The following is a 19,469-nucleotide window of genomic DNA, read 5'->3' as shown; positions in this document are numbered from 1 at the left end:
ATCCCGGGCGGCGTCGGGGTGCCGGCGGACGGCGGTTGCGCGTCCGCGCGTGCGACGGCGGTGACATCGTCGCCGCCGCACGCGGCGAGGGCCAAGACGGTGGACAGGCTGGCGGCCAGGGCGAAACGGATCGGCAGGCGGGGCATCGCGGGCATCGGGTGTCGGTCGGGTTGGCGGGACACCGCGCGGGCGGACGTGCGAGAGGTGCGGCACATGCGGCCGCGCGCGGGTGCAAGCCCGTCAGCTTGTCACAGGTATTTGACAGCAATTTGAAATGATTCGTGAAAGCCGCGCGTCAGGCTGGCGGGGCGCCGTCGGGCGGCGCCGCGGCGGCGCGGCGCCGCGCGCGCTTCGACGCGCCGTTGACGAGCGCCCAGCGCAGGACGGGCGCGACGGCCCGTACGCCGGGCCGGACCAGCACGCGCCGCAGCGGCGCGAACGCCGATACGCCGAGCATGCGCTGCGCCCACGGCGGCAGCAGGTCGATCCCCGCGTGCATCATCAGCGAGGCGGCCGGCCGCAGCGCGGGCGTTGCGACCGGCGCATTCAGCAGGATCTCCATCACGTCGAACGTGCGCGGCCCGGCCTCGAGTTCGGGCTGCATGCGGGCGAGATACGCGGCGACCTCGGCGCGCGAACGCGGCACGTCATGCGCGCCGAGCAGTTCGGCGATCAATGCCGTTTCGGCGTAGTAGTCGTCCTGCAGTTCGCCCGGCAGCGACGGATTCACGTAGCGCAGATGCGCGGCGAGAAAGCTCGACACTTCCGCGACATGCACCCACGTGAGCAAGGCGGGATCGTCGGCGCGGTACGGCCGGCCGTCGGGCGCGGTGCCCGAGATGCGCGCATGGATCGTTTTCACGCGCTCGATCAGCGCCAGCGCGTCCGCGCGGCTGCCGAACGTCGTGCCCGTGATGAACGTGGCGGTGCGCCGCAGGCGGCCGAGGATGTCGGTGCGAAACGACGAGTGATCCCAGACACCGGCGAGCGCGAGCGGATGGAGCGCCTGCAGCAGCAGCGCGGCGATGCCGCCCGTCATCATCGACGTGAAATCGGCATGCACGCGCCAGCAGACGGCGTCGGGGCCGAACAGCCCCGGATCCCCGGGTGGCGAAGAGAGGTCGATCGACGGACCGCCGCCGCCCGCCGTCAGGTGCGTGACGCCGGCCACGAGCCGCTTGCGGATCGGCTCGGCCCAGCGCGGGCCCGTTGCGGGTGCGGCGGGGTGGCGGCTGGGGGGCGTCGTCATGGCAGGGCGGCTCGGGGGACGGGTTACTTCCCGTCGGGCGTGTCCCACTCGCCGCGTTCGGGGCGGCCGGTGTCCGGCGCGGAGAGCCCGAAGTGGCGATAGGTGAGCAGCGTCGCCACGCGCCCGCGCGGCGTGCGCTGCAGGAAGCCCTGCTGGATCAGGTACGGTTCGAGTACGTCCTCGATCGTGTCGCGCTCCTCGCCGATTGCCGCCGCGAGGTTGTCGATGCCGACCGGGCCGCCGTCGAACTTGTACAGGATCGCCTCGAGCAGCTTGCGGTCCATCAGGTCGAAGCCGACCGGATCGACGTCGAGCATCGCGAGCGCGGCATCGGCCACGGCCGCGGTGATCTGGCCGTCGGCCTTCACTTCCGCGAAGTCGCGCACGCGGCGCAGCAGCCGGTTCGCGATCCGCGGCGTGCCGCGCGAGCGCTTCGCGATTTCCAGCGCGCCGTTCGGATCGATCTGCGCGTTCAGCAGCGACGCCGAGCGCCGCACGATGCGCGACAGCTGATCGGCGTCGTAGAACTCGAGGCGCGCGACGATCCCGAAGCGGTCGCGCAGCGGGTTGGTCAGCATCCCCGCGCGGGTGGTCGCGCCGACCAGCGTGAAGGGCTGCAGGTCGAGCTTCACGCTGCGCGCGGCCGGCCCCTCGCCGATCATGATGTCGATCTGGTAATCCTCGAGTGCCGGATACAGGATTTCCTCGACGACCGGCGACAGACGGTGGATCTCGTCGATGAACAGCACGTCGTTCGCTTCGAGGTTCGTCAGCAGCGCGGCGAGATCGCCCGCGCGCTCGAGCACGGGGCCCGACGTCTGGCGCAGGTTCACGCCCATCTCGCGCGCAATGATGTGCGCGAGCGTCGTCTTGCCGAGGCCCGGCGGCCCGAACAGCAGCACGTGATCGAGCGGCTCGGAGCGGCGCTTCGCGGCTTCGATGAAGATCTCGAGCTGGCCGCGCACCTTTTCCTGGCCGACGTAGTCGTCGAGCTGGCGCGGCCGCAGCGCACGTTCGAACACCTCCTCGTGCGACGAGGCGGGCGTGGCGGCGATGATCCGCTGCTCGGTGGCGAGTTTGTCGGTTTCAATCATGCGGCCATTGTACCGCGCGCCGACCCCGGGCCCACCTGGCCGAACGGCCGACTGGCGAGCGCCGCGCGACCGCGCGACACTGGCTTCGACGGCCCGACCTGTTACGCGTTACGCCTTCGACAGCGCCTTCAGCGCGAGCTTGATGCCTTCGGACACGCCGGTGCCGGCAGGCACGTTCTTGATCGCGGCGAGGCCTTCCTTCTCGGAGTAGCCGAGCGCGAGCAGCGCGTTGAGGATGTCGGTCGCGTGGTCGGACGGCGACGCCGCGCCGGCGAGCGCGCCGAGGTCGGCGCCGAGCTTGCCCTTCAGCTCGAGCAGCAGGCGTTCGGCCGTTTTCTTGCCGATCCCGGGCAGGCGCGTGAGGCGCGCGGCGTCCTGCATCGTCACGGCCTGCGCGAGCTCCTGCACGCTCATGCCGGACAGCACGGCCAGCGCCATGCGCGCGCCGATGCCGGTGATCTTCAGCAACTCGCGGAAGGTCGTGCGCTCCTGCGGCGTGAGGAACCCGTACAGCAGGTGCGCGTCCTCGCGGACGATCTGCTGCGTGAGCAGCACGATGCGCTCGCCCGTTTGCGGCAGGTTGTAGAAGGTGCTCATCGGCACGTCGATTTCGTAGCCGACGCCGTTGCAGTCGACGAGCAGGTGAGGCGGGTTCTTTTCGAGCAGGATGCCGGCGATGCGACCGATCATGGATGGCGGGATGCGAGGAATAAAGCGCGAGTGTAGCGCAGGTGCGGCGCCATGCCGACGCGATCGGCCACCGGGCCGGCACGATGCGCGCCGGAGGCGCGTCGCGTGCGCCCGGAACGGTCGGCCCTGCGCGCCGGGCGAGGGCGCGCGGGCGTCAGCCGACCAGCCGCCCGCGTCGTACGCGCAGCCCTTTCTTCACGAGCGCCGGCGCGAGGCCGCCGAGCGTGTCGAGCGTGTTGCCGCCGTGGGCATGGCAGATCGCCATGCCGAGCGCGTCGGCGGCGTCGGAGCCCGGCTGGCCGGAGAGGCTGAGCAGTCGCGTGACCATTTCCTGCATCTGCGCCTTGGTCGCGCGGCCGTAGCCGACGACGGCCTGCTTGAGTTGCAGCGCCGTGTATTCGGCAACCGGCAGGCCGCCCGCGACGAGGCCGCAGATCGCGGCGCCGCGCGCCTGGCCGAGCAGTAGCGTCGACTGCGGGTTCACGTTGACGAACACCTTTTCGATCGCGGCCTGGTCGGGCGCATGTTCGCGCACGATCGTCGAGACGCCCTGGAAGATCGTGCCGAGCCGGGTGGCCAGGTCGGCGGTCGGCGTGCGGATCACGCCGCTCGTGACGTAAGCGAGCCGGTGGCCGCTGACGTCGATCACGCCGAAGCCGGTGACGCGCAGGCCGGGGTCGATGCCGAGAATTCGCATGAGTGAGGAGAAATGCAGGATGCAGCGATACTACAACGAATGGTGCGGCAAGCCGGCCGCACGGTCGCACGCGAACGCGCCGCGCAATAAAAAACCCGGCGGGTGCAACGCCGCCGGGCCTGCATGGCGCGGCCGCGCGGGCCGCGTGAGATCAGTGACGGAAGTGGCGCACGCCGGTCAGGATCATCGCGATGTTGTGCTCGTCGGCCGCGGCGATCACTTCGTCGTCGCGCACCGAGCCGCCCGGCTGGATCACGCAGGTCGCGCCGGCCGCCACGACGACGTCGAGGCCGTCGCGGAACGGGAAGAACGCATCCGACGCGACGGCCGAGCCGGCCAGCGTCAGGCCCGCATTCTGCGCCTTGATGCTCGCGATGCGCGCGGAATCGACGCGGCTCATCTGGCCGGCGCCGACGCCGAGCGTCATGCCGTTGCCGCAGAACACGATCGCGTTCGACTTCACGTACTTCGCGACGCGCCATGCGAACAGCAGGTCGTCCATTTCCTTCGGCGTCGGGTGGCGCTTCGTGACGACGCGCAGCTCGTGCGGCTGGACGTTCTTCGCGTCGAGCGACTGCACGAGCAGGCCGCCGCCCACGCGCTTCAGGTCGAATGCGTTATGGCCGTCGCCGAGCGCGATTTCGAGCAGGCGCACGTTCTGCTTCGCGGCGAATACCTGCTTCGCGGCGTCGGAGAACGACGGCGCGATCAGCACTTCGACGAACTGCTTCGCGACGGCTTGCGCAGCCGCCTCGTCGACTTCGCGGTTGAACGCGATGATGCCGCCGAACGCGGAAGTCGGGTCGGTCTGGAACGCCTTTGCGTACGCATCGGCCGAATCGTTGCCGACCGCGACGCCGCACGGGTTCGCATGCTTGATGATCACGCAGGCCGGCGCGTCGAACGTCTTCACGCATTCCCATGCCGCGTCCGAATCCGCGATGTTGTTGTACGACAGTTCCTTGCCCTGCAGCTGGCGGTAGTTCGCCAGCGCGCCGGCCGGCGTCGCGAGGTCGCGGTAGAACGCCGCGCTCTGGTGCGGGTTCTCGCCGTAGCGCAGGTCCTGCACCTTGTCGAACGCCATGTTCAGCGTCGCCGGGTAGGCGCTGCGCGAGGCGTGCTTCAGCTCGTCGGTCAGGCTCGTCAGGTAGTTCGTGATCGCGCCGTCGTACTGCGCGGTGTGCGCGAACACCTTCGTCGCGAGGCGGAAGTTGGTCGCGTAGCCGACCGCGTTGCCGTTCGCCTTCATCTCGTCGAGCACGACCGCGTAGTCGGCCGGATCGACGACGACCGTCACGTCGCGATGGTTTTTCGCGGCCGAGCGCAGCATCGTCGGGCCGCCGATGTCGATGTTCTCGATCGCGTCGGCGAGCGTGCAGTCGTCCTTCGCGATCGTCGCGACGAACGGGTACAGGTTCACGACGAGCAGGTCGATCGTCGGGATGCCGTGCTGTTCCAGTGCCTGCATGTGCTCGGGCAGGTCGCGCCGGGCGAGGATGCCGCCGTGCACCTTCGGGTGGAGCGTCTTCACGCGCCCATCGAGCATTTCCGGAAAGCCCGTGTAATCGGCCACTTCGGTCACGGGCAGGCCCGCGTCGGCGAGCAGTTTCGCGGTGCCGCCCGTCGACAGCAGCTTGACGCCGAGGTCGGACAGCGACTTCGCGAAGTCGACGATGCCGGTCTTGTCGGAAACGGAAATGAGCGCTTGCTTGATCATGATGGAACCACCAATAGCCAGGGAAACGGGGACGGGACGGCTGCCTACAGCAGGCCGTGCTGCTGCAGCTTCTTGCGCAGCGTATTGCGGTTGATGCCGAGGTACTCCGCGGCGAGTGACTGGTTGCCGCCTGCCTGGTCGAGCACGACCTCGAGCATCGGCTTTTCGACGCAGGACATCACCATTTCATAGACGTCGTGCGGATTGGAGCCGTCTAGATCCCGGAAATACACGTCCAGGCTCTCGCGGACACATTGTTCGATGTTGTGCTTGCTCATGCTGCTAACTGGTTATGGTCGTCCGACTCGCCCTGGCCGTTTTCCTCTTCGTCATCGACGTAGACGAGGTGGTCCGACAGCGCTTTTTGCGCCTCGAAGAATGCATTGACGGCGGCGAGCTGCTCGCGGGAGGAATCGAGCGTGTTCATCCTGTGCCGGAACCCGTTGGCACCGGAAAGGCCGCGAGTGTACCAGCCGATGTGCTTGCGCGCAGTACGGACTCCCGTGAATTCGCCATAGAAAGCGTAGTGGTCTTCCAGGTGCTCGTTCATCACGTGCTGGATCTCGTCGATCCGCGGCGGGGGCAGCAGCTCGCCGGTTTGCAGGAAATGATCGATTTCGCGGAACAGCCACGGCCGACCTTGCGCGGCACGACCGATCATCAGGGCGTCGGCGCCCGTGGCATCGAGCACGGCCTTCGCCTTCGCGGGCGACGTGATGTCGCCGTTCGCGACCACCGGAATCCGCACGGCGGCCTTCACGGCCGCGATGGTTTCGTATTCGGCGTCGCCGCGGTACAGGTCGGCGCGGGTGCGGCCATGCACGGTGAGCATCGAGATGCCGGCGGCTTCGGCCAGGCGCGCGACCGTGATCGCGTTCCGGTGCTCGCGATCCCAGCCCGTGCGGATCTTCAGCGTGACGGGCACCGCATCGGGCCCCGTGCCGACCGCCGCGACGACGGCCTCGACGATCCGCTGCACGAGCGGCTCGTTCTGCAGCAGCGCGGAGCCGGCCGCGACGTTGCAGACCTTCTTCGCCGGGCAGCCCATGTTGATGTCGATGATCTGCGCGCCGTTGTCGACGTTGTAGCGGGCCGCCTCGGCCATCATCGCCGGATCGGCGCCCGCGATCTGCACCGCGATCGGCTCTACCTCGCCTTCGTGGTTCGCGCGTCGCATCGTCTTCGCGCTTTTCCACAGCTGCGCGTTGGAGGCGACCATCTCGGACACGGCGTAACCGGCCCCGAGCCGCTTGCAGAGCTGGCGGAACGGACGATCCGTCACGCCGGCCATCGGGGCGACGAACAGGTTGTTACGCAATACGTGAGGGCCGATAACGGGCATCGCAATGGCACCGCCCGCGACAGGCGCGGGCAGGGAAAGGGCAGACGGAAACGCGCATTTTACCGTATTCCCGTGCCCCGCCGATTTGACCCGGTTTGTATGGCGCCGCTGTGCGTGCTGCGCGTCAGTTGCGCTGGCCGAACATCATCTGGCGCGCGATCGCCTGCTTGAGCGGCGGCACGAATTCCAGCGCGGTGAGCGCGGCGCCGCGCAGCAGCGGGAGCGGGCCCGCGCCGATCGTGAACAGTCGCGCCAGCGTGTCGGTCGCACCGATCGTGAAGCGCCGGTCGAGCGCGCGGCGCGCATTGAAGGCGGCCAGCGCGGTCGTTTCGAAGCCTTGCGCGGACAGCGTGTCGACGAGCGTATGCGCATCGCGCAGCCCGAGGTTGAGCCCCTGGCCCGCGACGGGATGCAGCGTTTGCGCGGCGTTGCCGACGATCGCGACGCGGCCGCTGACGAGCGTCTGCGCGGCGCTCAGGCCGAGCGGGAACGACGCGCGGCCCGCGATCGCGACGAAGTCGCCCATGCGCGCGCCGAACGCGCTGCCGAGTTCGCGCAGGAACGCGTCGTCGGGCAGTGCGGCGCGGCGCGCCGCTGCGTCGGGCGTGCAGCACCAGACGAGCGCGTACTCGGCCTGGCGCGGCCCGCCGAGCGGCAGCAGCGCGAGCGGGCCTTCGTCGGTGAAGCGCTCCCAGGCGACGTTCGGGCGCGGCGCCGATACCGTGACCGTGCCGACGAGCGCGGTCTGCCCGTAGTCGCGGCGATGCTTGCCGGCATCGGCTTCGTGTTCCTGGAACAGCCCGCCTTCGGCATTGATGACGATGCGCGCCCGCAGCGTGCGCTCGCCCTGCGGGCCGTCGAGCGTCAGCGTGACGCCGTCGGCATCCTGCTGCGGCGCGCGCGCGGTGGTCGACGTGAGCCAGTCGACGCGCGTGCCGCGCACCGCGCCCGCGAGCGCCTGCACGATCGCGCCGTAGCGCACGACGTAGCCGAGCGCGGCGACGCCGTGCTCGTCGCGGTCGATCAGCGTGCGACCGAAGTGGCCGCGCTGCGAAACGTGGATGTGTTCGATCGGGGTCGCGTCGGCGGGCCATGCGAGCGTGTCGAGCAGCACGCGGCTGCCGTGCGATACGGCGATCGCGCGCGGGTCGTTTGCGCTCGCGGCCGGCTCGCGCGCGTCGATCAGCGCGATCGACGCGTGTCGCGTGGCGCTGCGGCGCGCGAGCCAGCCGGCGAGCGCGAGCCCGACGGGGCCCGCGCCGACGACGGCGAGGTCGTAGTCCGGCGTGGCCGGGGAGGAGGCGGTCGTCATCTTGATTCGTGAAACGGAGGTAACGGTCGGCGGCAGCCGGTCATGCGCCCGCGCGCATCAGCGCTTCGATCTCGTCCGCGGCGACGGGCACGCCCCGCGTGATCAGTTCGCAGCCGTGCTCGCGCACGATCGCGTCGTCCTCGATGCGGATGCCGATGTTCCAGTACTCGGGCGGCACGTCGTCGGCCGCGCGGACGTACAGGCCGGGCTCGACTGTCAGCGTCATGCCGGCCTTCAGCGTGCGCCACGGCAGCGCGCCGTTGCCGTCGCGCGCGGCGAGCCGCTCGCGGTAGTCGCCGCAGTCGTGCACGTCCATGCCGATCCAGTGGCCGGTGCGGTGCATGTAGAAGCGCGTGTAGGCGCGCTCGGCGATCACGTCGTCGACGTTCGAGAAACGTGCTTTCGGGATGATGCCGGTGTCGAGCAGCCCCTGCGCGAGCACGCGCACCGCGGCGTCGTGCGGCGCCTCGAACGGCACGCCGGCGCGCGTCGCGTCGATCGCTGCCTGCTGCGCGGCGAGCACGATGTCGTACAGCGTGCGCTGCGCGGGCGAGAAGCGTCCGTTGGCCGGGAACGTGCGCGTGATGTCCGACGCGTAGCCGTCGAGTTCGCATGCGGCGTCGATCAGGATCAGGTCGCCGTCCTTCGCGGCCGCGTTGCCGGCCGGGTAGTGCAGCACGCACGCGTTCGCGCCGGCCGCGACGATCGAGCCGTACGCGGGCGACTGCGCGCCGTGCTTGCGGAACACGTACAGCAGCTCGGCTTCGAGTTCGTATTCGCGGACGCCGGGGCGGCACGCCTGCATCGCGCGGCGATGCGCGAGCGCGGAGATGTGCGCGGCGCGCATCATGACCGCGAGCTCGTGCTCGTCCTTCACGAGCCGCATGTCGTCGAGCAGCGGCGTGAGGTCGAGCAGCGCGTCCGGCGCGGCGACGCCCGTGCGGGCCAGGGCGCGCACCGCATCGATCCAGCCTGCGAGCTGGCGGTCGAAGTCGGCCGACGCGCCGAACCGGTAGTGCACGGTTCCGGCATCGGCGAGCAGGCGCGGCATCTCGGTATCGATCACGTCGACCGCGAACGCCGCGTCGAAGCCGAATCCGTCGCGCGCGGCGTCGGGCCCGTAGTGGAAGCCTTCCCAGATTTCGCGCTCGGCATTCTTGCCGCGGCAGAACAGGATCGACTGCGGCGCGCCGTGCGGCGCGGCCGCGTTCAGCACGAGCACGGCATCCGGCTCGGTGAAGCCCGTCAGGTAGTGGAAGTAGCTGTCGAACCGGTACGGGTAGGTCGTATCGCGGTTGCGCAGCAGTTCCGGCGCGGTGGGGACGATGGCGACGCCGCCGCCCGCGGCGCGCAGTGCGGCGAGCACGCGTTCACGGCGCTGGCGGTAGACGTCGACGGCGATGGCGGTATCGAGGGGCGCATTCATCGTGCGATTGTAGCGCCGCGGGACGCCACGCGTGAGAGGGCGGCTGCGAACCGCGCCGGAAGGCCCGCGCGACGGTTGTTGCAAACCATCCACAGGCCGGCCGGGCGATTTTCTACCGTGCGCCGCTGGCCGGTTATGATCGGCGACAACGTATACTCTCGGCGGTTCCCTTAAAAAGGCAGATGATGAAATTAATCGGTTCGCTCAGCAGCCCGTACGTCCGAAAGGCGCGGATCGTGCTTGCCGAAAAGAAGATCGACTACAAGCTGGAGCTCGAGAACGTATGGGCGCCGGAGACGGACATTCATGCATCGAACCCGCTCGGCAAGGTCCCGTGTCTCGTGATGGAGGATGGCGCCGCGGTGTTCGATTCCCGCGTGATCTGCGAATACGTCGATACGCTGTCGCCGGTCGGCAAGCTGATTCCGCCGTCGGGTCGCGAGCGCCTCGAGGTGCGCTGCTGGGAAGCGCTGGGCGACGGCGTGCTCGAGGCGGCAGTCGCGATTCGCGTCGAACATACGATGCGCGACGAGGCGCAGCGCAGCCCGAGCTGGATCGCGCGCCAGCAACGCAAGATCGACGACGGCCTCGTCGCGATGTCGCAGGGGCTCGGCGGCAAGATGTGGTGCGTCGGTAATCATTACACGCTCGCCGACATCGCGCTCGGCTGCGCGCTCGGCTACCTCGACTTCCGGATGCCCGAGCTCAACTGGCGCGATCGCCACCCGAATCTCGACAAGCACTTCGTGAAACTGCAGCAGCGGCAGTCGTTCGCCGATACGCTGCCGCAGAACTGAGCCGCGGCGTCCGGATTCACTCGCGCATTCGGCAGACGAAAGAAAAGCGCCCCGCGGGGCGCTTTTCTTTTTGCTGCGCGAGCCGCGGCCGCCACCGGTGCGGTGCGGCCGGCCGCGTCAATCGATCGACGCGTACACGGCGTCGCCGAGCGTGAACGAATCGCTGCGCGCGATCGGCCACCACTTGTCGTACAGCGTGAAGCCGCAGGTCTGTCCGTCGAGCAGCGAGCCGGGCTTGAGGTACTTCAGCAACTGCGACATCAGCCGGACTTCGTGCGGCGCGACGCGCTGCACGATATGGTGCGCGCGCAGTTCCGACGGATGCGCGAGGCCGGCCGCCTGGACGAGTTCCTGCAGCGCGTGCAGCGTATTGCGGTGGAAGTTGTACACGCGGTCCGCCTTGTCGGGCACCACGAGCGCGCGCTGGCGCACCGGGTCCTGCGTCGCGACGCCGGTCGGGCAGCGGCCCGTGTGGCAGGTCTGCGCCTGGATGCAGCCGACCGCGAACATGAAGCCGCGCGCCGAGTTCACCCAGTCCGCGCCGATCGCGAGCGTACGGGCGACGTCGAACGCGGTGATGATCTTGCCGCTCGCGCCGATCTTCACGCGATCGCGCACGCCGATGCCGACGAGCGTGTTGTGCACCAGCAGCAGCCCTTCCTGCAGCGGCACGCCGACATGGTCGGTGAATTCGAGCGGCGCCGCGCCCGTGCCGCCTTCCGCGCCGTCGACGACGATGAAGTCCGGCACGATGCCCGTTTCGAGCATCGCCTTCGCGATCCCGAAGAATTCCCACGGATGCCCGATGCACAGCTTGAAGCCGGTCGGCTTGCCGCCCGACAGCGTGCGCAGCCGTTCGACGAATTCGAGCAGCCCGCGCGGCGTCGAGAACTCCGAGTGCGTCGCGGGAGAGATGCAGTCCTTGCCCATCGGCACGCCGCGCGTCTCGGCGATTTCCGGCGTGATCTTCGCGGCCGGCAGCACGCCGCCGTGGCCCGGCTTCGCGCCCTGCGACAGCTTGACCTCGATCATCTTGACCTGCGGATCGGCGGCCTGCTTCGCGAACTTGTCGGGGTTGAACGTGCCGTCGTCGTTGCGGCAGCCGAAGTAGCCGGACGCGATTTCCCAGATGATGTCGCCGCCGTTCTCGCGGTGGTATTTCGACAGCGAGCCTTCGCCCGTGTCGTGCGCGAACCCGCCTTTCTTCGCGCCGAGGTTCAGCGAGCGGATTGCGTTCGCGGACAGCGAGCCGAAGCTCATCGCCGAGATGTTGAAGATCGAGATGTCGTACGGTTGCGCGCGATTCGCGCCGACGCGGATGCGGAAATCGTGGTTCGGCAGCCTGGTCGGCGCGAGCGAGTGGCTGATCCATTCGTGCGCGACGGCCTTCACGTTCAGCTCGGTGCCGTACGGGCGGTTGTCGGCGACGTTCTTCGCGCGCTGGTAGACGAGGCTGCGCTGCGCGCGCGAGAACGGCTTCTCGTCGGTGTCGTCCTCGACGAAATACTGGCGGATTTCAGGTCGGATGAATTCGAACAGGAAGCGGAAGTGGCCCCAGAGCGGATAGTTGCGCAGGATCGCGTGGCGGTCCTGCTTCAGGTCGTACAGGCCGAGTGCGACGAGGGCGGCCGGGATCACGAGCCACGGCCACGCGAGCGCGTGCCGGGCGGCGAGCGCCGCGACGGCCACGAACAGCAGGACCGCGCACCACATCGCGATATAGCGTCGGGAAAACATGGGGACTCCATCGTAATTGTTCGGATGGCCGTCACGTCGCCAGGGTTGCGCGGCGGCCGGCAGGTCGGCGCCCGAGGCGTCGCGCAGGCCCGGCGGGCATGCTGCCCGTGCCGTACCCGTCGCCGCCGGCGCCCACGATGGTCGAGAGTCTACTACGGGTGTCGTGAAGCTCGCGTTGCGGAGCCGGCGGCTGCCGGCAGGCGCGGGGAGGGCGGTATGGAGGCGAGCCGGCACGCGGTGCGGGGCCGGCGCGGAAAGCCGCGTCGCGATTGAATGGCGTCCGGCGCGACCCGTGCCGGGCGGCACTTAACCGTGCGCGGCGCAGCGGTGCGGCGTGAAGCGGGCGACGAGCGGAGCGGGCGGGTCCGGCCGGCGCGGCTCGCGCGGCCGGATCCGCATCAGCGTGCGGCCGCGAGCGTGTCGCGCGCCGCCATGTCGGCGGCCGCGGCTTCGATGATGCCCCCGCCGAGGCAGATCTCGCCGTCGTACAGCACGGCCGACTGGCCGGGCGTGACGGCCCACTGCGCGTCGTCGAACGCGAGCGAGAAGCGCGGCTCGCCTGCCGGGCCGGGCGTCGCGGCGCCGAATGCGCAGGCCGCGTCGGCCTGCCGGTAGCGCGTCTTGGCGCCGCACGCGAAGCCTTCGGCGGGCGGCGTGCCGGCGACCCAGCTCACGTTGCCGGCGACGAGCTGCCGCGACAGCAGCCACGGATGATCGTGGCCCTGCACGACGTACAGCGTGTTCGACGCGATGTCCTTCGCGGCGACGAACCACGGTTCGCCGCTGCCGCTCTTGCTGCCGCCGAGGCCGATGCCCTTGCGCTGGCCGAACGTGTAGAAGGCGAGGCCGATGTGCTCGCCGACGATCTTGCCGTCGGGGGTCTTCATCGGGCCGGGCTGGGTCGGCAGGTAGCGGTTCAGGAAATCGCGGAACGGTCGCTCGCCGATGAAGCAGATGCCGGTCGAGTCCTTCTTCTTCGCGTTCGGCAGCCCGATCTGCGCGGCGATCTCGCGCACCTTCGTCTTTGGAATCTCGCCGAGCGGGAACATCGTCTTCGACAGTTGCGCCTGGTTCAGGCGGTGCAGGAAGTACGACTGGTCCTTCGTATGATCGAACGCCTTCAGCAGCTCGAAACGCCCGTCGCGCTCGCGCACGCGCGCGTAGTGGCCGGTCGCGATCATTTCCGCGTCGAGCGACATCGCGTGATCGAGGAACGCCTTGAACTTGATCTCCGCGTTGCACAGCACGTCGGGGTTGGGCGTGCGGCCGGCCGAGTACTCGCGCAGGAATTCGGCGAACACGCGGTCCTTGTATTCCGCCGCGAAGTTGACGGCCTCCACGTCGATGCCGATCAGGTCGGCCACCGACACGACGTCGATCCAGTCCTGGCGCGTCGAGCAATACTCGCCGTCGTCGTCGTCTTCCCAGTTCTTCATGAACAGGCCGACCACGTCGTAGCCCTGTTCCTTCAGCAGCCACGCGGTCACCGACGAATCGACGCCGCCCGACATGCCTACCACTACACGGCGCCGGCTCATTTGCTGACCGCCTGACGTTCGAATGCATCGGGGCGCGGCGCCACCGAATGCGTGTGCACGAAATCGAGCGGGATGCGCCGCCCGGCGAGGTAGTCGTCGACACCGCGCATCACCGCGGGCGAGCGGTGACGGTCGCTGCACGCGCGCAGTTCGTCGGCCGTCAGCCACAGCGTGCGGACGATGCCTTCGTCGAGCGCATGGCCCGCGACCGGCTCGCCGGCCGTGCCGCAGAACGTGAAGCGCAGGTAGGTCGCGCCGGCGGTGCCGGGTCGGTCGTAGTGCGCGAGATAGACGCCGACGAGCGCGTCGGGCGTGAACGGGTGCGCGGTTTCCTCGAGCGTTTCGCGGATCACGGCGTCGGCCAGCGTCTCGCCGGCCTCGAGATGACCGGCCGGCTGGTTGATGCGCAGGCCCGTCGAGGTTTCTTCCTCGATCACGAGAAAGCGGCCGGCGCGCTCGACGAGCGCGGCAACCGTCACATGCGGGGTCCAGATTTCGGGTTTCATGGTTCGGCATTTTACCGGTTGCGACCGAACGTTGCCGGTCGCTTCATCAGACGAATCCGACCCTCGTGGACTGCCCGTCCCGCCGGCGCGCGGTGGCGCCGGCGGCGCGCAGGCGCGGCGGCCGGTGGAGCCGGGCCCGGCGGCGGTGGCGTCGTTCCCGCCCGGCAACGCGGCCGGGCGCTTCACGGGCGGCCCGACCGGCCCGAACCGCGCAAGCCGGCCGGCATCGGCGACATTCCGGGCCCGAACCCTGCCAATCCAGCTACGCCGGGCAGGGATCGTTCCTGCCGGCGGCTCGCCCCGGCCCGGTTTCGCTTCAGGGCGCGACCCGGTTCGCGACGCACGCGGCAATCGTGTCGCGCACGCGCACGATCGCCGGGTCGCGCTGCGTGCTCGTGCGCCAGCCGATTTCCACCGGATAGCGCGGCAGGTCGACCGGGCACGCGAGTGCGCGCAACGGCGTCGATTGCGCGATCGCGTGCGCCGCATGCGCGGGAATCGTCGCCACCGCGTCGGAGCCGGCGAGCAGGTACGGCAACGCGGCGAAATGCGTGGTCGATGCAGCAACGCGCCGCTTGTGGCCGAGCGCGGCCAATGCTTCGTCGACGATCCCGATCACGCCGCCCGACGACACGAGCAGGTGGTCGCGCCGCAGGAAATCGGCGAGCGTCAGCGTGCGCGGCGGCCGCGTGCGGGCGGCCGGATCGATCAGGCACGCATAGCTGCCCGTCGCGACCGCGCGCCGGCTGAGCCCGTTCGCCGAAAACCCGCCCGACGCGATCGCGAGATCGACGCCGTGTCGCAGCAGCGCGTCGCCGGCGATGCCGCTGTGCGTCTGCCGGAAGATCAGCCGGATGCCGGCCGCCTCCCGCGCGACCGCATTGATCAGCGCGCGGCCGAGCGCGATCTCGAAGTCGTCCGACAGCCCGATCGAGATCGTGCGGCCGACCCGGTCGCCGCCGTCGGCGGCAATCGCGAGGCTTGCGCGGCAGCGGTCGAGCGCATCGGACAGGATCGGCTTCAGTTCGTCCGCGCGCGGCGTCGGCGCAAGCCCGCGGCCGGTGCGTACGAACAGCGGATCGGCGTAGATCACGCGCAGCCGCGCCAGCGCCGCACTCACCGCCGACTGCGTGAGCCCGAGCCGCAGCGCCGCGCGGCTCGCGCCGCCTTCCTCGTACAGTGCCTCGAATACCTTGAGCAGGTTCAGGTCGAGGCGGGCGATATCATCCAGATTCATGACACTTATCGTTCTATCGATTTGATCGATGACATCTTATCGATAAAGATGGCGATACCCCATTCACCGGAGACGCCCTCATGTCCACATCCGTCATCGCGGCACTTCAGATCGGCGCATCGCCCGCCGGCACGCGCACCACGCTCGACACGATCCTCGGCTACGAAACCGCGATCCGCGACAGCGGAGCATCGCTCGTCGTGCTGCCCGAGGCCGTGCTCGGTGGCTATCCGAAGGGCGAGATCTTCGGCACGCGGCTCGGCTATCGGCTGCCCGAGGGCCGCGACGCGTATGCGCGCTACGCCGCGCAGGCGATCGAGGTGCCGGGGCCCGAAACCGACGAACTGGCCGCGCTGTCGCAGCGCACGGGCGCGAGCCTCGTGGTCGGCGTGATCGAGCGCGGCGGCAGCACGCTGTACTGCACGGCGCTGTTCTTCGATCCGCGCGACGGGCTCGTCGCGAAGCACCGCAAGCTGATGCCGACCGGCACCGAGCGGCTGATCTGGGGGCAGGGCGACGGCTCGACGCTGCCGGTGGTCGATACCGCCGCAGGCCGCGCGGGCGCCGCGATCTGCTGGGAGAACCACATGCCGCTGCTGCGCTGTGCGATGTACGCGAAGGGCGTGCAGATCTGGTGCGCGCCGACCGTCGACGAGCGCGACGTGTGGCAAAGCTCGATGCGACACATCGCGCACGAGGGGCGCTGCTTCGTGATCAGCGCGTGCCAGGTGCAGCCGTCGCCGCGCGCGCTCGGCATCGACGTGCCGGGCTGGGACCCGGAGCGGCCGCTGATTCGCGGCGGCAGCGTGATCGTCGGGCCGCTCGGCGACCTGTTGACGGCGCCGCTGATCGGCGAGGCCGGGCTCGTGACCGCGCGCATCGATACCGACGAGCTCGTGCGGGCCCGCTACGACTTCGACGTGGTCGGGCATTACGCACGGCCCGACGTGTTTTCGCTGCATGTCGACGAGCGGCCGAAGCGGACGGTGGTGTTCGGCGACTAGGCGAGTAGGCCGGGAGCGGGCCGGGGCGTGGGCACGGCCCGGGCGCGTTGCGGCGGCGCGCCGGCAAGCAGTGCGTGCCGGCCGTCTCGCGCGGTCAGCGCATCGGCGCTTCCGCGATCCGCATGTAATCGGCGATCCGCCGCCCTTCCATGTCCGGAAACTGCTCGTGCACGGTGATGTCGCCCATCCGGGCGATGTCGAAGGTGCGGAAATCGCCGCGCAGCTCGCACCACGCGCCGATCGTCCAGCGCCCGCCCCAGTAGACGAGCCCGAGCGGCCATACGCGGCGCTGCGAGTGCGCGCCGAGCCGGTCGCGATAGTCGAAGCCGACGACGTGGCGCGTGTCGATGGCCTGGTGGATCGCGTCGACCTTCGCGCAGAACGTCTCGTCGATGTGGAACGACGGTGCGAACACGGGCAGGCGGTCGAGCGCCGTGCGCTTGTCGGCCGGCATTGCCGACGCGATCTTGGCGAGCGCGGAGCGCGCGCCGCTCGCGAAGCGCGCCCCGCCCCAGGTTTCGAGCATGCGCGCGCCGGTGGCGAGCGCCGAAAGCTCCTCGGCCGTGAACGTGAGCGGCGGCAGGCTCGCGTTGCGGTTCAGCCGGTACCCGATGCCGGCTTCGCCTTCGATCGGCACCCCTGACAGTTGCAGGTCGCGCACGTCGCGATAGACCGTGCGCGGCGACACCGACAGCCAGTCGGCCAGTTGCTGCGCGGTCGTGAGACGACGCCCGCGCAGCAGCTCGGCGATCTGGAACAGGCGGTCGGCGCGGCGGGTCATGACGGCACCTCGACTCCTGCGGCAGTGGGGACTTCGCGATGATAGCGCCGCGCCGGCCCGACGGCCGGTGCGCTCAGTGGCATTTCGGCGCGTGCAGGCCGACGCGGTTGCCTTCGGTATCGATCAGGTAGCCGATGTAGCCGTAGTTGTTCGGCAGCTCGACGACCGAGCCCTGCACCGCGCCGCCCGCGCGCTTCGCGCGTTCGAGCGTGGCAACGACCGAATCGCCGGCGTTCAGGTAGACGAGCACGCCGTTCGCGCTCGGCTTCATCTGCTGCGGATCGAACACGATGCTGCCGCCCGTGCTCGACGCCTCGCGCTCGAACGTGGCCATCGGCACGCCGCCGATCACCGTGCGCTGCAGCGTCGTTTGCAGCACGGTCTCGTAGAAGCGGATCGCCCGGTCGAAGTCGAGGGACGGAATGTCGAACCACGCGATCGCGCGCTCCAGGGTGGCGGTGGCAGTTGCGGACGTCATGACGAGCTCCTTGTCGTTCGGGTTCGGTAGGGATGCCGGCGCTGCATTGCGCCGGGATTGAAGTGTGACCGCGGGCTGCTGACACCGTATTGTCAGTAGAGTTGTCACCCCTGCCAGGCAACGGTTTGACGACGATCCGTCGCGGGTCGACCTCGTCGAAGAAGGGGCGCAGAACGATCCGCCGCGCAGGCGGGTCGTCGCGCGGCGTATGCCGTCAGGGGGAAGCCGAGCGTCGTGCGCGAGCGGCCGCGTCGGGCCGCGCGAGGGCGCCGTGAAGCCGGCCGTCACGCACGATGGGCGGATGGCCGGCCCGGAGATGGAGCGCGGGATGCGGGTGGCCGGTCGTGTCGTCGCTCCGGAAGGCGCTGCCCGAAACGGGGCGCGTGCTGCCGTTCACGACGCAGTGCGGGAAGACGTCGAGGCGCTGAAAAGGGAACGCCGCGGAAACCGCAGGTGCGGCTTCGGCGGCGTTACGAGTGATGCAGCGGCGGCCGTGCAGGCCACCCGTTCGGAGCCCGGGCGCTGCGGCTCAGGCGTCGCCTTCCGGCGCGGCCGGGCGCGCCTTCACGCTGCCGGCGATCAGGTCGAAGCGGAACAGCCGGCATTCGAGCGCGCCGTTGAACAGCGGCGTCTTCGCCGATTCGCGCAGTCGCAACTGGCCGGGCAGCGACCGGTCGGACGTGAGCAGGAACGCTTGCCAGCCCGTGAAGCGCTGCTTCAGCGCATCGCCGAGCGCGTTGAAGAATTCGCTGTCCGGCGCGTCGGTGTGCGTGCGGCGGAACGCGTCGTCGTTGCCGCGGTTGCGGCCGGTTTCGCGCACTTCGCCGCGCGCGCTGCGGCCGCGTACCTCGATCCGCTCGCCGTACGGCGGGTTCGCGAGGAGGATGCCCGGCCCGTCGCACGGCGGCGTCATCCCGCGCGCATCGACCTGCTTGAGCCACACCGACGGCACGCCCGCGCGCTCGAGGTTCGCGCGCGCCTTCTCGAGCATGTCGCCGGAGATGTCGCTGCCGTACACGCCGAGCGTATCGTTGCGCCTGCCGCGCGCCGCGCGCTTCGCATCCAGCGCCGGGACCTTCAGCCCCTGCCATGCGGTGATGTCGTACTGCTTGAGTTTCTCGAAGCCGAACCGGCGCTCGACGCCGGGCGCCACGCCGAGCGCGATCTGCGCGGCTTCCGCGAGGAACGTGCCGCTGCCGCACATCGGGTCATACAGCGCGGTGCCGGGCGTCCAGCCCGTCAGGCGCAGGATGCCGGCCGCGAGGTTCTCGCGCAGCGGCGCCGCGCCCTTGTCGAGCCGCCAGCCGCGCTTGAACAGCGGCTCGCCCGACGTGTCGAGGTAGAGCGTGCACTCGTTGGCCGTCAGGAACGCGAACACGCGCACGTCAGGCGCACCCGTGTCGATGCTCGGGCGCGCGCCGGTCTTGTCGCGCATCCGGTCGCAGATCGCGTCCTTCACGCGCAGCGTCGCGAATTCGAGGCTCTTCAGCGGCGACTTGATCGCGGTGATGTCGACGCGCAGCGTCTGCGTTGCCGCGAACCAGCGCTCCCACGGCTGCTCGAGCGCGAGCGCGTAGACGTCCTGCTCGTTGCGGTAGGCGCGGTGCGCGATCTTCAGCAGGATCCGGCTCGCGATCCGCGAATGGAGGTTCGCGGCCATGCCGGCGGCCCAGCCGCCGCTGAAATGGACGCCGCCCGGCACCTGCGCGCCCGCGGTGAACGGCGCGCCGTTCAGATGGCGGCCGGCGATTTCGGCCAGCTCGGCGGCAAGCGCCGCTTCGAGGCCGCGCGGGCAGGGGGCGAAGAATTCGAACAGGGTGGGCGAGGACATAAGGCGGGTGAGGACGTGCAAAAGTCCACTATT

Annotated in this window: 18 protein-coding genes; 2 read left to right on the top strand and 16 right to left on the bottom strand. The window is 69.8% G+C overall.

Translation table 11 applies throughout. The annotated features are described in order from the left end of the window. Nucleotides 1-295: 295 nt before the first annotated feature. From GQ57_RS07325 to GQ57_RS07285, 9 genes are all read right to left on the bottom strand, one after another. Nucleotides 296-1,249, bottom strand: coding sequence for an oxygenase MpaB family protein (locus GQ57_RS07325; protein ID WP_034197493.1), 954 nt, complete (start codon nt 1,247-1,249; stop codon nt 296-298). A gap of 23 nt (nt 1,250-1,272) precedes the next feature. Beyond that, on the bottom strand, nt 1,273-2,343 hold the full coding sequence (ruvB, locus tag GQ57_RS07320; protein ID WP_031402134.1) for a Holliday junction branch migration DNA helicase RuvB: 1,071 nt from the start codon (nt 2,341-2,343) through the stop codon (nt 1,273-1,275). A 108-nt stretch (nt 2,344-2,451) separates the two neighbouring features. Beyond that, nucleotides 2,452-3,033 carry a Holliday junction branch migration protein RuvA gene (gene ruvA / locus GQ57_RS07315; RefSeq protein ID WP_031402135.1) on the bottom strand — a complete coding sequence of 194 codons (582 nt, stop codon included), beginning with the start codon at nt 3,031-3,033 and terminating at the stop codon, nt 2,452-2,454. A 154-nt stretch (nt 3,034-3,187) separates the two neighbouring features. After that, entirely contained in the window at nt 3,188-3,730 is a 543-nt protein-coding gene (gene ruvC / locus GQ57_RS07310; RefSeq protein ID WP_031402136.1) for a crossover junction endodeoxyribonuclease RuvC, read from the bottom strand. 151 nt (nt 3,731-3,881) lie between these two features. Then, the gene (gene purH, locus GQ57_RS07305) at nt 3,882-5,447 is read right to left on the bottom strand and encodes a bifunctional phosphoribosylaminoimidazolecarboxamide formyltransferase/IMP cyclohydrolase (RefSeq protein ID WP_031402137.1); all 1,566 of its coding nucleotides are present in this window, start codon (nt 5,445-5,447) and stop codon (nt 3,882-3,884) included. Nucleotides 5,448-5,491: 44 nt separating this feature from the next. Further along, entirely contained in the window at nt 5,492-5,725 is a 234-nt protein-coding gene (locus tag GQ57_RS07300) for a Fis family transcriptional regulator (RefSeq protein WP_017333386.1), read from the bottom strand. Then, entirely contained in the window at nt 5,722-6,789 is a 1,068-nt protein-coding gene (gene dusB / locus GQ57_RS07295; RefSeq protein WP_031402138.1) for a tRNA dihydrouridine synthase DusB, read from the bottom strand. Before dusB ends, GQ57_RS07300 begins: the two co-directional genes overlap by 4 nt. Before the next feature lie 124 nt (nt 6,790-6,913). Further along, the gene (locus tag GQ57_RS07290; protein ID WP_031402139.1) at nt 6,914-8,101 is read right to left on the bottom strand and encodes a UbiH/UbiF/VisC/COQ6 family ubiquinone biosynthesis hydroxylase; all 1,188 of its coding nucleotides are present in this window, start codon (nt 8,099-8,101) and stop codon (nt 6,914-6,916) included. Between the two features lie 40 nt (nt 8,102-8,141). Further along, nucleotides 8,142-9,527, bottom strand: a complete 1,386-nt coding sequence (locus GQ57_RS07285; protein ID WP_031402140.1) for an aminopeptidase P N-terminal domain-containing protein — start codon at nt 9,525-9,527, stop codon at nt 8,142-8,144. 185 nt (nt 9,528-9,712) lie between these two features. On the opposite strand from GQ57_RS07285, the gene GQ57_RS07280 reads away from it, so the two are divergent. Next, nucleotides 9,713-10,324, top strand: coding sequence for a glutathione S-transferase family protein (locus GQ57_RS07280; protein ID WP_031402141.1), 612 nt, complete (start codon nt 9,713-9,715; stop codon nt 10,322-10,324). A gap of 117 nt (nt 10,325-10,441) precedes the next feature. Here the strand turns inward: GQ57_RS07280 and GQ57_RS07275 are convergent, their stop codons facing one another. The 4 genes from GQ57_RS07275 to GQ57_RS07260 all read right to left on the bottom strand — a co-directional run bounded on the left by GQ57_RS07275 (nt 10,442) and on the right by GQ57_RS07260 (nt 15,342). After that, entirely contained in the window at nt 10,442-12,061 is a 1,620-nt protein-coding gene (locus tag GQ57_RS07275; RefSeq protein ID WP_031402142.1) for an FMN-binding glutamate synthase family protein, read from the bottom strand. Between the two features lie 398 nt (nt 12,062-12,459). Continuing rightward, nucleotides 12,460-13,599 (bottom strand): tRNA 2-thiouridine(34) synthase MnmA, encoded by a 1,140-nt coding sequence (gene mnmA / locus GQ57_RS07270; protein WP_031402143.1) that lies wholly within the window; start codon nt 13,597-13,599, stop codon nt 12,460-12,462. Then, complete coding sequence (locus tag GQ57_RS07265) at nt 13,596-14,105, bottom strand: NUDIX hydrolase (RefSeq protein WP_031402144.1); 510 nt, start codon at nt 14,103-14,105, stop codon at nt 13,596-13,598. The genes mnmA and GQ57_RS07265 overlap by 4 nt, the downstream gene beginning before the upstream one ends. A gap of 316 nt (nt 14,106-14,421) precedes the next feature. Further along, on the bottom strand, nt 14,422-15,342 hold the full coding sequence (locus GQ57_RS07260; protein ID WP_034197492.1) for a LysR family transcriptional regulator: 921 nt from the start codon (nt 15,340-15,342) through the stop codon (nt 14,422-14,424). Between the two features lie 80 nt (nt 15,343-15,422). Here GQ57_RS07260 and GQ57_RS07255 point away from each other — a divergent pair, with 80 nt between their 5' ends. Continuing rightward, nucleotides 15,423-16,346, top strand: a complete 924-nt coding sequence (locus GQ57_RS07255; protein WP_034197491.1) for a carbon-nitrogen hydrolase family protein — start codon at nt 15,423-15,425, stop codon at nt 16,344-16,346. A gap of 94 nt (nt 16,347-16,440) precedes the next feature. Here GQ57_RS07255 and GQ57_RS07250 read toward each other — a convergent pair whose 3' ends face one another. From GQ57_RS07250 to GQ57_RS07240, 3 genes are all read right to left on the bottom strand, one after another. Next, entirely contained in the window at nt 16,441-17,127 is a 687-nt protein-coding gene (locus GQ57_RS07250; protein WP_031402147.1) for a helix-turn-helix transcriptional regulator, read from the bottom strand. A gap of 73 nt (nt 17,128-17,200) precedes the next feature. After that, complete coding sequence (locus GQ57_RS07245; RefSeq protein ID WP_034197490.1) at nt 17,201-17,605, bottom strand: VOC family protein; 405 nt, start codon at nt 17,603-17,605, stop codon at nt 17,201-17,203. Nucleotides 17,606-18,134: 529 nt separating this feature from the next. Next, on the bottom strand, nt 18,135-19,436 hold the full coding sequence (locus GQ57_RS07240; protein WP_031402149.1) for a THUMP domain-containing class I SAM-dependent RNA methyltransferase: 1,302 nt from the start codon (nt 19,434-19,436) through the stop codon (nt 18,135-18,137). Between the last annotated feature and the right edge of the window lie 33 nt (nt 19,437-19,469).

This window comes from Burkholderia sp. MSh2 (assembly GCF_000731655.1).
GTDB classification, from domain to species: domain Bacteria; phylum Pseudomonadota; class Gammaproteobacteria; order Burkholderiales; family Burkholderiaceae; genus Burkholderia; species Burkholderia paludis.
This window is presented reverse-complemented; position numbering and strand designations above follow the sequence as displayed.